13 protein-coding genes are annotated in these 12,894 nt (G+C 40.3%); 9 read left to right on the forward strand and 4 right to left on the reverse strand.

All coding sequences use genetic code 11. The annotated features are described in order from the left end of the window. Positions 1-63: 63 nt before the first annotated feature. The 8 genes from ACNSN2_RS03360 to cyoE all read left to right on the forward strand — a co-directional run bounded on the left by ACNSN2_RS03360 (position 64) and on the right by cyoE (position 7,304). Positions 64-1,086, forward strand: coding sequence for an FAD:protein FMN transferase (locus tag ACNSN2_RS03360; RefSeq protein WP_138605619.1), 1,023 nt, complete (start codon positions 64-66; stop codon positions 1,084-1,086). A 97-nt stretch (positions 1,087-1,183) separates the two neighbouring features. Further along, positions 1,184-1,396: a (Na+)-NQR maturation NqrM gene (nqrM, locus tag ACNSN2_RS03365; RefSeq protein ID WP_010391098.1), complete on the forward strand. Its 213-nt coding sequence runs from the start codon at positions 1,184-1,186 to the stop codon at positions 1,394-1,396. 326 nt (positions 1,397-1,722) lie between these two features. Continuing rightward, positions 1,723-2,151 carry a hypothetical protein gene (locus ACNSN2_RS03370; RefSeq protein WP_010391099.1) on the forward strand — a complete coding sequence of 143 codons (429 nt, stop codon included), beginning with the start codon at positions 1,723-1,725 and terminating at the stop codon, positions 2,149-2,151. A 329-nt stretch (positions 2,152-2,480) separates the two neighbouring features. Continuing rightward, positions 2,481-3,434: a ubiquinol oxidase subunit II gene (gene cyoA / locus ACNSN2_RS03375; protein WP_008111912.1), complete on the forward strand. Its 954-nt coding sequence runs from the start codon at positions 2,481-2,483 to the stop codon at positions 3,432-3,434. A gap of 2 nt (positions 3,435-3,436) precedes the next feature. Further along, positions 3,437-5,425 carry a cytochrome o ubiquinol oxidase subunit I gene (gene cyoB / locus ACNSN2_RS03380; protein WP_008111914.1) on the forward strand — a complete coding sequence of 663 codons (1,989 nt, stop codon included), beginning with the start codon at positions 3,437-3,439 and terminating at the stop codon, positions 5,423-5,425. Continuing rightward, positions 5,422-6,054, forward strand: a complete 633-nt coding sequence (cyoC, locus tag ACNSN2_RS03385; protein ID WP_418608567.1) for a cytochrome o ubiquinol oxidase subunit III — start codon at positions 5,422-5,424, stop codon at positions 6,052-6,054. The genes cyoB and cyoC overlap by 4 nt, the downstream gene beginning before the upstream one ends. Beyond that, on the forward strand, positions 6,054-6,410 hold the full coding sequence (gene cyoD / locus ACNSN2_RS03390) for a cytochrome o ubiquinol oxidase subunit IV (RefSeq protein ID WP_008111918.1): 357 nt from the start codon (positions 6,054-6,056) through the stop codon (positions 6,408-6,410). Before cyoC ends, cyoD begins: the two co-directional genes overlap by 1 nt. 9 nt (positions 6,411-6,419) lie before the next feature. After that, the gene (gene cyoE, locus ACNSN2_RS03395; RefSeq protein WP_008111919.1) at positions 6,420-7,304 is read left to right on the forward strand and encodes a heme o synthase; all 885 of its coding nucleotides are present in this window, start codon (positions 6,420-6,422) and stop codon (positions 7,302-7,304) included. Positions 7,305-7,383: 79 nt separating this feature from the next. Here cyoE and ACNSN2_RS03400 read toward each other — a convergent pair whose 3' ends face one another. Then, positions 7,384-7,971: an FMN-binding negative transcriptional regulator gene (locus ACNSN2_RS03400; RefSeq protein ID WP_418608568.1), complete on the reverse strand. Its 588-nt coding sequence runs from the start codon at positions 7,969-7,971 to the stop codon at positions 7,384-7,386. Further along, positions 7,971-8,546, reverse strand: coding sequence for a GNAT family N-acetyltransferase (locus ACNSN2_RS03405; protein ID WP_418608569.1), 576 nt, complete (start codon positions 8,544-8,546; stop codon positions 7,971-7,973). The genes ACNSN2_RS03400 and ACNSN2_RS03405 overlap by 1 nt, the downstream gene beginning before the upstream one ends. A 106-nt stretch (positions 8,547-8,652) precedes the next feature. Between ACNSN2_RS03405 and ACNSN2_RS03410 the strand changes: the two genes are divergently transcribed. Further along, positions 8,653-10,116: a PLP-dependent aminotransferase family protein gene (locus tag ACNSN2_RS03410; RefSeq protein ID WP_418608570.1), complete on the forward strand. Its 1,464-nt coding sequence runs from the start codon at positions 8,653-8,655 to the stop codon at positions 10,114-10,116. Between the two features lie 3 nt (positions 10,117-10,119). Here the strand turns inward: ACNSN2_RS03410 and ACNSN2_RS03415 are convergent, their stop codons facing one another. Together ACNSN2_RS03415 and ACNSN2_RS03420 are read right to left on the reverse strand one after the other, a co-directional pair. Continuing rightward, complete coding sequence (locus ACNSN2_RS03415; RefSeq protein WP_418608571.1) at positions 10,120-10,797, reverse strand: hypothetical protein; 678 nt, start codon at positions 10,795-10,797, stop codon at positions 10,120-10,122. A 135-nt stretch (positions 10,798-10,932) separates the two neighbouring features. Continuing rightward, positions 10,933-12,885: a phytase gene (locus ACNSN2_RS03420; RefSeq protein WP_418608572.1), complete on the reverse strand. Its 1,953-nt coding sequence runs from the start codon at positions 12,883-12,885 to the stop codon at positions 10,933-10,935. Positions 12,886-12,894: the final 9 nt, after the last annotated feature.

The raw sequence follows: 12,894 nt of genomic DNA on the forward strand, positions 1-12,894 counted from the left end.
TCGTCGCATTTTATGTGACGAGGCTTTTTTATATTAATTTTTAACCTATTAAGTAGGGTTGTTATGAACAAAGTAAATACTCCCCAGGGCATAATCGCCTTATTTATAATCACGCTGACTTTACTGTTATCTGGATGTGGAAAATCAGTCCCAGAGGAAACCTACTTAGAAGGTAAAACGATGGGTACAACTTACCACATTAAGTTTTACGCTGAGCAAGTTGACCCTCAAGCAGTACAAGCAGAAATCGATGCGGTTTTAGTTGATATCAACCAGTCTATGTCGACCTATATCGAAGATTCAGAAATAAACACCTTTAACCGTTTAGATGCCAACGAAGTAATGCCAATCAGTGATGACTTCAGGGCAGTTATTAGTGAATCTATGCGTATAGGTAATTCAACTAAGACCCTAGATGTGACTATGGGGCCGTTGATAGATTTATGGGGGTTTGGTCCAGATAAAAAACCAACAAAGCGCCCAACGAATGAAGCTCTGGCAAATATGATCAATAACATTGGTATAGATAAGTTGGTCCTTAACGAGCAAGGCTTAGCAAAAACGATGGCTGATTTAGAATTGTCGTTTTCAGCTACAGCAAAAGGCTATGGTATTGATAAAGTGGCTGAGCTATTACAAAGCAAAGGCATTACAGATTACATGGTTGAGATTGGCGGGGAGTTACGTATTGCAGGTACAAAACCAGACAATCAAGCATGGCGAATAGCAATTGAACAACCTGATGCAAACCCAGGTGAGCGAAAAGTACACCGTGTACTTGCACCAGGCAATAACGGTATTGCCACCTCAGGTGATTATCGAATCTTTTATACAATGGATGGCGAAACCTATACTCACCTTATTGATCCTATGACAGGGATGCCAATTAAGCATGACTTAGTTTCTGTTACAGTTTTACACCCTAGCGCTATGACGGCCGACGGTTTAGCGACTGCTTTAACGGTTATGGGAATGGAAAAAGCACAACGTTATGCGCAGCAGCATGATTTACCAGTGTATTTAATTGCTAAATCGCCTGATGGTTTAGTCACTTATTCAAGTCCTGCGTTTAAGCCTTATTTATAGTCTTTAGGTTTATATCCTTAGCATGAGGGTATATAATATACGGAGCTCAAATACGCTATTTGAGCTCATTTTATTGCTGAACAATAGGGGCTAAGCAATGTCACTTTTTTTTCTAACCTTTGGCTTACTTATTTTAATTGTCGCTGCGATGGCGATAGGCATGATAGTTCAAAGAAAATCGATGGCGAGTAGCTGCGGAGGCTTAGGCTCTGTAGGTATTGATAAAGCATGTGATTGCGATGATCCATGCGATAAACGCAAAAAGCGTCTAGCCAAAGAGCAAGTATGGAAAGAAAACCAAATTCTTTAAATAGATTTATTTCTGTTTAAACAAAAAACCTCTCGTAGCTCACTACGGGAGGTTTTTTATTTATATCGCCATAAATAAATCACCAGCTGATAAAATAATCGTGTTTTTATCTTGAACAGAAAACTCTCTTTGTTATACTCATGCCCGAACTTTCAGTAAGTTTTGAAAGTTCTATTGATGCGGATCAATTCTAGCTTAGCAAAATAGTGCTAATGCGTTGAGACTGTATTTCATGTCACTGTATAAGGCTTTACGGCTGCAACTTGTTTTTGTTGCCACGGTGTATACCTAATTTTGTTATTAGTCATTTTAATAGGTTAATGTTTTTGAACTCATTTTCTTTGTTTCATACCAGCGCTTTGCTTACCTTAGGTAAGTCAGTGTTGCATGAGCGCTTTAATAAAGCGAAAAGAGGCGTGAGTGTGGCTGTAACATTATTAGTTTTTAATGCCGTTATGTTGCTTAGTGGCGCTATCGAGGATGCCTTTAGGCTTGAAGCATTGATCAGTGATGGCTTTTTTATAGAGCCATTATTACTGACTATTGCCGAATTTTTAGCTCATCCTATCTTATCGTGTCAGTTACTTATTGGCCTTTGTTGGCTATTGTTCCACATGTTTCCAGCGCGTCGTGCTGGAATAATCCTCCGTAAAGCAGCCTTTGCTTTTAGCGAGGCTAAAGTTCAGCAACCCGTGCAAGCTGCACATGGTTGTCGTGCTCCACCTAGCTTTACAGGTTGTCTGTTTACCCATTAATTTTTATGGGTATAGGTTACACCTGTGGTATCTAATTATTTATTCTTGCTGTAAATAACGATTACTTTCATTGTAGCTTAGTGTTTTTACTCACTCTCAGCCAACCACACCTCACCCAAGTTAATTTTTATTGCGTTATATTAATGTGTTTAAAAAAGCTGGGTTGGTTCTGCTAGGTGTTTTTTATTAAGCCAGTGGTCAATACTTCATGCTTGCATTCGCTCTGCATTATTTGTAATTCAATTTTAATTAACTTGGGTTTTTATCAAATATCGTTGCTAAATATTTTTGGCAGCTAATAAAAACTCTTTAGGTTTTAGGATAGTCCCTTGTTAATTCGTAACCTTTTTAATATTGCTTTAGCTAGTATGGCGCTGATTTTATCAGGCTGTAATGGCGGGGTACTCGACCCAAAAGGGCAGATAGGTATTGATGAGAAAAATCTGATCATCATCGCCACTGTGCTTATGTTGTTAGTTGTGATCCCCGTTATTGTGATGACTTTATATTTTGCTTGGAAATACAGAGACACACAAAACCATGAAATTTACGCACCAAAATGGGCTCACTCTAATAAGATTGAGGCTGTTGTATGGGCGGTTCCTATTGTTATTGTTGTTATTTTAGGTGTGATCACCTGGCAATCAACTCAAGAGCTTGACCCTTATAAACCGATAGAGGGTAAAGGTGAACACTTAACTGTTGAAGTGGTGTCACTTAATTGGAAGTGGTTATTTATTTACCCTGAACAAGGTATTGCTACGGTAAACGAATTGGTATTTCCTGCTAATGTTCCGGTTGAATACAAAATCACGTCAGAAAGTACCATGAACTCGTTTTTCATTCCCCAGTTAGGTAGTCAAATTTACTCAATGGCGGGCATGGAAACTAAGCTGCATTTAATCGCTAATGAGCCAGGCACGTTTAAAGGCTTTTCGGCTAATTACAGTGGTGCGGGTTTTACTGGTATGAAATTTAATGCCATCGCAACACCAACAAAAGCTGACTTTAACCAGTGGGTTGAACAGGTTAAAACCAACGCTAATAGCCTTACTCATGCCAATTATGTTGAGCTTGCCAAAGCGAGTGAAAACAATCCCGTCGCTTATTATGGCAAGGTTGATGAAGGTTTATTTCATACCATAGTGATGAAATACATGCAGGCGCATGGCGATATGAACAAAAAACACCACTCGATGGGTAAACATCAGCAGATGAGTAATGAGCATCAGGCAATGGGTAACCATACAATGCCATCATCACACAGCCAGGGCGAGGAATAATCATGTCGTTTTTAGGTAAATTATCTATAGATGCAATTCCGTTTCATGAACCTATTATCATGGTTACCATGGCGGTGATTGCTATAGTCGGGCTTATTATAGCTGGGCTAATAACAAAATATAAAAAATGGGGTGTGCTTTGGCGCGACTGGATCACCTCGGTTGATCATAAACGCTTAGGCGTTATGTACATTTTATTAGCGCTAATCATGCTGTTTCGTGGTTTTTCTGATGCCATTATGATGCGTGCGCAGTTAGCGCTTGCTACCAGTGGCGCGCCAGGTTATCTGCCACCAGAACATTACGACCAAATATTCACCGCCCATGGCGTTATTATGATCATCTTTATGGCGATGCCATTTATGATTGGTTTAATGAATATTGTTGTACCACTGCAAATTGGTGCTCGCGATGTGGCTTTTCCATTTTTAAATAATTTAAGTTTTTGGTTTACTGCTAGTGGCGCCATTTTAATAAATCTATCGCTGATATTTGGTGAATTTGCTAAAACAGGCTGGGTTGCTTACCCACCGTTGTCGGAGTTGACCTTTAGCCCTGGGGTGGGGGTCGATTATTATATTTGGGCCTTGCAAATATCGGGGCTCGGTACGCTATTAACCGCTGTTAACTTCCTAGTGACAGTATTTAAAATGCGTGCCCCTGGTATGACACTGATGAAAATGCCAATTTTCACATGGGCATGTACCTGGGCAAATATCTTAATTGCGGCATCATTTCCAATTTTAACCGCAGTGCTGGCCATGCTAACGCTAGACCGTTATTTAGATTTCCACTTCTTCACTAATGAAGCCGGCGGTAACGCCATGATGTATATCAACCTGTTTTGGGCATGGGGTCACCCAGAGGTATACATTTTAGTATTACCAGCTTTTGGTATCTTCTCTGAAATAGTGTCGACCTTCACTGGTAAACGTTTATTTGGTTATAAATCGATGGTATATGCCAGCGGTGCCATTTCTATTCTTGGTTTTATTGTATGGTTACATCACTTCTTTACTATGGGCTCAAGCGCTAATGTAAATGCTTTCTTTGGGGTGATGACCATGGTCATAGCTGTGCCTACTGGGGTTAAGTTATTTAGTTGGTTGTTTACTATTTACCGTGGCCGTTTGCGCATTACTGTTCCCGTACTGTGGACGCTTGGTTTTATGGTTACCTTTAGTATTGGTGGTATGACGGGGGTATTACTGGCAATCCCTGGTGCCGATTATGTATTGCATAACAGCTTATTTTTAATCGCTCATTTCCATAACACCATCATTGGTGGCGCAGTATTTGGCTACTTAGCCGGATTTGTTTTTTGGTTTCCAAAAGCAATGGGCTTTAAGCTTGATGAGCGTTGGGGTAAAGCGTCATTTTGGTGTTGGTTAATCGGTTTCTTCGTAGCCTTTATGCCATTGTACGTACTCGGCTTTTTAGGCATGACGCGTCGCTTAAACCACTCTAATAATCCTGATTGGAATATCTGGCTTTATATTGCTGCAGTGGGCGCCGTGATTATTATGTTCGGTATTATTTGCCAAGTTATTCAGCTTTATGTGAGCTTTAAAAACCGCGAAGCGCTTGATGATACCACTGGCGATCCTTGGAACGGTCACACCCTTGAATGGTCAACGTCATCACCACCGCAATACTATAACTTTGCTGAAATCCCGCATGTTGATGATATTGATACATGGACTGACATGAAAGAAAAAGGCCTAGCTTATCAAGGTAAATCTAGCTATAGCCCAATTCATATGCCAAAAAATACCGCTTCGGGTGTGCTTATTGCTGCGAGTTTAACGGCGTTTTGTTTTGCCATGATCTGGCATATTTGGTGGCTAGCAGGGCTTGGTTTTATTGGCGCGATTGCGCTGTTTATTAACCGTGCTTACACCAGTGATGTAGATTACTACGTGCAAAACGATGAAATATTACAAATTGAAGGCGCGCATATTGCCAGTAATACGAAGGAGGTAAGCGCATGAGTACGTTATCTGCAACTCAAGGCCATGTAAATTTAGAGCCTCATAGCGTAAGTCATACGCATGAACATCACGATACCTCAGGCGATACAATCTTTGGTTTTTGGCTTTATTTAATGACCGATTGCCTTTTATTTGCCTCATTTTTTGCAACCTACGCAGTGCTTTATATGAACACTGCAGGTGGTGTATCGGGCAAAGATATTTTTGAGCTTGATTTTGTTGCCGTAGAAACTGCGGCGCTACTTATAAGTAGTATTACTTTTGGTTTTGCCATGATTGCCGCTCAAGGGCAAAAAAAGGCGCTGACGCTTGGTTGGCTCGCGGTCACTTTTTGTTTAGGCGCAGTGTTTATTGGTATGGAAATTTATGAGTTTCATCATTTAATTGTTCATGGCAATGGCCCACAGCAAAGTGCTTTTTTAACATCGTTTTTCTCATTAGTGGGCTTGCATGGTTTACATGTAACTGCAGGCCTTATCTGGATGAGCATAATGATGATTGAGGTGGTTAAGCGCGGTTTAGGTAAACAAACCGTCACGCGCTTAAGTTGCTTAAGCTTATTTTGGCACTTTTTAGATATTGTGTGGATTTGTGTATTTACCGTTGTTTATTTAATGGGGGCAATGTAATGAGCCATAGCGAAACACATGCTTTAGAGCAAATGCAAAGCCAACATCATGATCAGTCACATGGTAGTGTTAAAACATACCTGATTGGCTTTGTCTTATCAGTGATTTTAACGGCCATTCCATTTTGGATGGTGATGGAGGGCGACTTTTCAAAGGTCACCACACTTTGGAGTATCGTTACTCTAGCAATCGTGCAAATTTGGGTGCATTTAAAATACTTTTTACACCTTAATTTCACCACTGATGAAGGTAAAGCAAATACTTTTACTTTCTTGTTTAGCGCGTTGATCATCGTCATGGTGGTTGGACTGTCTGTTTGGATCATTTATGAATCAAACGCAATGATGATGTATTAGAGGTTTCAGATGTTTCGTCGTTATTTAGCTGTTACTAAGCCAGGTATTATTATGGGGAATTTGATCAGCGTTGCCGGTGGTTTTTTACTCGCCGCCCGCGGTGATATAGACCCATGGTTAATGTTGGTTACCTTGGTTGGTTTATCGCTTGTTGTTGCATCGGGATGTGCCATAAACAATGTTATTGATAGAGACATTGATGTTGCCATGGCGCGTACTCGCTCACGTGTGACTGTAACGGGCGAAATGTCTGCAAAAGCCGCTTTAAGCCATGGCGTGTTATTAGGGCTAATTGGCTTTGGCTTATTAATCGCCTTTACCACTCAAGCGGCGGTATTTTTTGCCGCCTTTGGCTATGTCATCTATGTAGGGGTTTACAGCCTCTACATGAAACGCAACTCTGTTTACGGCACCTTTATTGGTAGTCTGTCGGGCGCAGTTCCACCTGTTGTTGGCTATTGCGCCGTTACGGGTGTGTTCGATATGGGCGCATTAATACTGCTGGTGATGTTTAGTTTGTGGCAAATGCCGCACTCATATGCAATTGCTATTTTTCGCTTTAAGGATTACCAAGCCGCTAATATTCCAGTATTGCCCGTGGCACAAGGTGTTAATAAAGCTAAGCGCCATATTGTGCTTTATATTGCCGTATATGCTTTAGTGGTGATGCTATTGCCAATTAGTGGTTATACCGGTGCTGCCTTTATGGCCGTTGCCTGTATCACCAGTTTTTGGTGGTTACTCATGGCACTTAGAGGGTATCGCTACAACATAGACACCACCCGTTGGGCACGCCAAGTGTTTGCGTTTTCAATTATTAACATTACCGCTTTGAGTATTGCCATGGCGGTAGATTATCAAACAATTGCGCCACAGTTAGTGGCGCTAAACTGATCTTATCTGATCAATAAACCGAGTTAATTCCCAAAGTTAACCAAAGGCTCTGAGCATTGCGAGGAGCCTTTTTTCATTCCTAAAACAAGGCCGCTACTGAGTGCTTATTGGCATCTACCAGACTTTGTTTTATTTTATTTCTTATAGCGGCTGATTTATTTTGACTGAGTTTGAAGTTACCTTGCCAGTGAATTGGCGTAAGCTCTATAAAACTCAGGTGTTGATACATTGTATTGCGATGCCGCTCAGGCACTTCATCAATTTTCCACTCAGGCTCAAATGTTTTCTCAAAATGACTAGTAAGGGTTCGCATTACGAGATCTTTTTTTAGCTCATCTTTAATAATATGTACTTTTGCAGTCACTAACACCGATGCGTAAAGCCAGCTAGGCAATGTTTGATTATCCGCATAGGAGGGTGATAAATAGCAATTGTCACTATTAAAGAGTAAATTCACCTGTTTATTATCAAGCTTTGATAGTGGATTATGCTTTGCTACATGTGCAATAAACATATTTTCTAAAGAGTTGAATAACATAGGTACATGACAAATGTTATTTAATTGACTATTTGAGCAGGGCATAAAAATTGTTGCTAATGGAAAGTTATTAATAAGCGCATGCAATTGCTCGGTATTTTTTTGCATAAAGTGCTCGGGTGGGTACATTATAATTGCTCCTCAAGCCGTAGCTTTATAGCTGGCCATTGTTCGTCAATAATGCTGAATTTTGCGGTGTTGCGATATGAACCATCTTCTAGGCGTCGGTCTTTTTGGGCTATTCCTTCATACTTAGCGCCTAAACGGGCAATTGCATTGCGTGATTGTTGATTGTGCTCATGGGTATTAAAGCTAATCCGTACTAAATTAAGTTGATTAAATGCATATCTCAGAAGTAAATATTTTGCATGCGTATTTACGTATGTCCGCTGTGCAGTGAAGCTAATAAAGGTATGGCCAATTTCAGCGCTTAAGTTGTCACTGTCTAACCTAAATAAACGGGTTGTGCCAACAACTTGCTGTGAATGTTTATCAATAATGGCAAATACCACTTGCTCGTTTTGATTAAACTGCGCGCTATGTGTAAACCATTGCTCCAACTTAACTTGAGTTTGTGCGTAATTACTTAATACCCACTGCCAAATTTGTGGATGTTTACCTGCTTGATATAGACCCTCGAGATGTTTGAGTTTAAGTGGCTCTAAGGCAACCTTGTTGGTTTGATGAATTTGCGTTGTGAACATTATAAGCCCCATATTTTGCTATTTATTCATAACAAATGTACGCTTTATTGGTTTATTAAAAACAACCAAAATTTAATTTTTACCTATACCAGTTAGAAAGGTGTTTATGCAGCCACTTAATATAAAGCTCACTAGCCAGAGTAAAGCTAAATACCTGCAAATAGCAGATGCACTTAGGGAGTCGATTATAAAAGGGGACATTCTCGCTGGCAGCAAACTCTGCTCTGCACGCGATATGGCACAAGCATACGGATTAAACCGTCATACAATAATGAATGCCCTACAACTTCTTGTCGCAGAAGGATGGTTGGAATCCTATGAACGATCAGGCTACAGCGTTACCAATACATTGCCTATTCAAAACAGTATAAACACTGCCCAGTCTCAAGCATTGGCTCCTAAGCCGTATCGATTTGCTACCACGCTTACGGTGTCAGAACCTACAATGGACTTAAATCACTATGCTTATAACTTTGCTGGAGGCTTACCCGATTTAACACGCTTTCCCTATAAAGAATTTAAACGCTCTGTAAGTCATGTGTTTAATCATTTAGATACCAGCCAATTTCACTATGGTAATGTGGCTGGGGAGCCTAATTTAAAATCGCAAATTAGTCATTATTTACACAAAGCACGAAACCTAAAAACAGCCGATATTCTTATGTGTAATGGCTCTCAAGAAGCGCTTTTTTTAGTATCAAAAGCCTTTATTAATAAAGGCGATTATGTTGCAACCGAAACCTTAGGTTACCCGCCTGCTCGTAAAGCATTTGCAGCATGTGGCGCGCAGCTTATAGATATAAAACAAGATGATGAAGGGTTGTGTGTTGATGATTTTAAAACTCAGCTCGAACGCTATCCCATTAAACTTCTGTATTTAACGCCACTGCATCAATACCCAACGACTGTGACCTTATCACCCACCCGGCGCTTACAAATTTATCAGCTGTGTTATGCCCATAATGTGATGATTATTGAAGATGACTACGACCATGAATTTCACTACCGTTGCCAGCCTTTGCAACCCATGGCTGCCGATGACCCCGCAGGCGTTGTGATATATCTATCAACGTTTTCAAAAATTATGTTTTCAGCAGCAAGGATTGGCTATATCTGTGCAGCGCCTGGGGTAATCGCACAATTAACCGCATGGAAGCAGCTAATGAACCATAAAAATGATGTGATTATGCAATTAGCTGTCGCACACTGGATGAAAGAAGGTGGTTTTGAACGCCATTTAAAGCGTATGACAAAGCTCTATAAGCAGCGCTATGAAGCGATGGGTGATTATCTAACGCAGCTGCAATTATCAGGCTATCCAATTGAATATATAAAACCCGACGGTGGCATGGCGATGTGGGTTAATTTAAATAAACCGGTGGACCAATTAAAGCAAGTACTGCAAAGTAAAGGCGTGTATGTACAGGTTGAGCCTGAATTTTACTTTAAAGACTCAGAACGCAGCTTAATACCTAAGCAACACAGTTATGTACGTTTAGGATTTGCTGGGCAACCAACTTTGGCGATGCAAGCTGGACTTGAATTGATTGCTGAACACGTTTTCAAATAAAGCTTATTTGCTTAAGCTTTCAGCATCATAAAACATCGGTTTCAATGTGCCACAATTTATAAATTTATAATTGAGCTCACCAGCAGAGGGCACTTCAGTTGAGGTGCTAAACTTTTGTAAACAGGCACCACTTAAATCAACAAACATAATATGATGATAGCTTGGTGGTTGAGTTATTTGGTGAATGTAAATACGCTCGTTATTTTTTAGCGTAACCATGTCGTACTGTTGCCATTTTGAGGCTGGACTTAAATCAGTTAGCTCACGAGTAAATAACTGCTCGCTAAGCTCTATTAATTTATCGCTGTAAACTAAGCTACCTCCTTGTCTATAATCTCCAAGATACACATCTGCGGTAATCGCGACTTCTTCGCCTCGCATTAAGCGTTGAATATTAAACGGCTTTGATTTTACTGTAACTAACTCAGCGTCACGTACTAAATCTAAAAATGGAATATCAGATACATCTACCTTGTACATAACATGCATATCATAAGGAAGCTCAAAGCTTGGAATGTTAATGGCGTATACACTTGAACCCTTATTAACTAATACCATGGCATGCTCTGCTTCATATTTGGGGTTTAATGGCGGAAGTTCTGGTGGCTCTTCGGCATTAGCAAGCGAGCTGGTACAAAATATAATGCTGATGAATAAATATACGAAGTAGGGTAGCCGCATAATAACCTCAATTAATTTATAGATATAAAGTGTAGTATACATTTATAAAAAATTATCTTTAGTTAAATTTTAGTAAGGCTTAAACGTGATACACACTAAAACTTTAGTGTGTATCAGTATATTTAGAGTTAGCTATTATTTAATTGCTTTTTTCACTTCTCGCCAGTCAATAACTTTAAAGTTTTGCGGTTGCAGTGGCATACGGTTATAACCGTCTTGTACTATAAGCATGCCTTCAGGATAACCTGGTAAAGCTTTTGCTGTAACGGTTAAACCGTCAGTTTCACCTACGCCATCAATGCCTTTATCTAGGTTAGCAATCACATTAAACTTACCAGCAAAGCTTAAACTCGGCTGTGTATCATCTGATATATTGTAAAGCACATAGCTATTATCGCCTTGGCTTGATACCACTAAATAGCGCGCATCATTAGCATGATAAATTTCCATACCTTCTACATCTGCCACCAGTTGTTCATTAACACTTTGTAGCTTTACTGCTTTGTTACCAGAGGTAGGCTCTGCGCCGATATACCAAATACCTGCATCTTCTTCACCTGCAAATAATTGGCCTAGTTTATCATCAGCACTACAGCCTTCTGGCTGACTAGGTAGGGTAAATTCTCTGACCAATTCACCTGTTACGGAATTAGCATTACCAGTTAATTTGTATTGTTGAAATAAACCTGATTTATCATTAACAAATACGTAATGGCCAGAATCAGACGAATACATACACATACCGTAAATCTCAGGTAGGTTAGTCGCGACCTCTGTTACATGGTTTAGTTTGTTATCGCCATCAACAGTAAATACGCTAATACTGTTAAGCGTACGGTTGCTGGCAGTGATCCACGTATGGGTTTCGTTGTTTATACCTTGATGTTGGCGCACATCAACGTTATTTAAACGGCCAACATTAAGCGACTGTACTTTGTTGCCAGCAAGGTCATAAACCATCAATCCGCGGCGTTTATCTGTGCCTAAAATTAAGCTGTTTTTAGCATCTTGCTCATTTATCCAAATTGCTGGGTCATCTGCTGCATCACCAAACGCTGCAACCGGTGTGGTTTGTGCGCTGGCATGAAGGTGAGTCATAGCAACTTTGCTATTTGAGACAGAAGGTTGCGCTGCGTAGTTAACGTTTGCTTGAATGTAAGCGCCGGTTTCATCATCAATCAAAACTAGCTGCGCTTGATTGTCATTAATAAAGCTTGCTGCAACAGACTCAATAGTGTGCTCACCTGCCAGTGACCATTGGCTAAGCGTGTCTGTTTGAGCTTGGTAAGCATAAACCAAATTACCATCAGTGGCACTCAGCCATAAAGTACCGTCTTGTGATACTGATAGGGCACCAATCTCACTGTTTAATTCTCCGTATGGCTGTACTAAAGCCACAAGCTGCTTATTGGCATCTGATTCTGCATCAGCATTAATGGCCCACACTCCGAGCTCTGCCTCACCCACATACAGGGTTTTTGTGTCGTCATTTACTGCACAACCTGAAGCCTCAGTGACCGCAGAGAATTCACGTACTGTGATATTTTTAGCTTGGTTTGTTGCTAAATCATATATAACCGTTTCGCTGATCAAGCCGCGAACATCTGGCACAAACGCTGATACAGTCTCGGTATTGCTGTTTTTAAATAAACACACAGCATCAGGTTGAGCTTGAGGTGGGGTAATACGAGTGAGTTCATTTAGCTGCCAAGTTTGGCCATTTTTTGTAAGCTTAAAAATAGCTACGTTGTCTTGGCTTTTATCAAGACTGGCTAATATAAATTGCTGCGCTGATAATTGTTTTAGTGAAATTGACTCAAAGTTACCGGCTAACAGCACACTGCTTTTCTCGTTATCGGCAAGTAATAAGCCCTGGCTTTCGCTCGCCATTAGCCATTGATTATCACCTAGCGCTGCTGCTTGTGAGCCTTGCATGTTTTGTTGTGGGCCAAATAACTTAGCCTCAACAGCCAGCTTTGCTATTTCTGTCGTGTTTTGGGTATCGTCATTACTTGTACAACCGCTAAGCGCAGTTACAAGCACAGCACTTGATAGCACCGCTGAAATTGTATTTAGTTTAAAGTTCATTATTTTATC

Source organism: Pseudoalteromonas sp. US3C1013, assembly GCF_048401115.1.
GTDB classification, from domain to species: Bacteria; Pseudomonadota; Gammaproteobacteria; order Enterobacterales; family Alteromonadaceae; genus Pseudoalteromonas; species Pseudoalteromonas undina.

Bases quoted from the DNA above. Each gene is read 5' to 3' on its own strand.
- ACNSN2_RS03360 (WP_138605619.1), top strand. From the start codon at position 64: ATGAACAAAGTAAATACTCCCCAGGGCATAATCGCCTTATTTATAATC.
- nqrM (WP_010391098.1), top strand. From the start codon at position 1,184: ATGTCACTTTTTTTTCTAACCTTTGGCTTACTTATTTTAATTGTCGCT.
- cyoB (WP_008111914.1), top strand. From the start codon at position 3,437: ATGTCGTTTTTAGGTAAATTATCTATAGATGCAATTCCGTTTCATGAA.
- cyoC (WP_418608567.1), top strand. From the start codon at position 5,422: ATGAGTACGTTATCTGCAACTCAAGGCCATGTAAATTTAGAGCCTCAT.
- cyoD (WP_008111918.1), top strand. From the start codon at position 6,054: ATGAGCCATAGCGAAACACATGCTTTAGAGCAAATGCAAAGCCAACAT.
- cyoE (WP_008111919.1), top strand. From the start codon at position 6,420: ATGTTTCGTCGTTATTTAGCTGTTACTAAGCCAGGTATTATTATGGGG.
- ACNSN2_RS03400 (WP_418608568.1), bottom strand. From the start codon at position 7,971: ATGTACCCACCCGAGCACTTTATGCAAAAAAATACCGAGCAATTGCAT.
- ACNSN2_RS03405 (WP_418608569.1), bottom strand. From the start codon at position 8,546: ATGTTCACAACGCAAATTCATCAAACCAACAAGGTTGCCTTAGAGCCA.
- ACNSN2_RS03410 (WP_418608570.1), top strand. From the start codon at position 8,653: ATGCAGCCACTTAATATAAAGCTCACTAGCCAGAGTAAAGCTAAATAC.
- ACNSN2_RS03415 (WP_418608571.1), bottom strand. From the start codon at position 10,797: ATGCGGCTACCCTACTTCGTATATTTATTCATCAGCATTATATTTTGT.
- ACNSN2_RS03420 (WP_418608572.1), bottom strand. From the start codon at position 12,885: ATGAACTTTAAACTAAATACAATTTCAGCGGTGCTATCAAGTGCTGTG.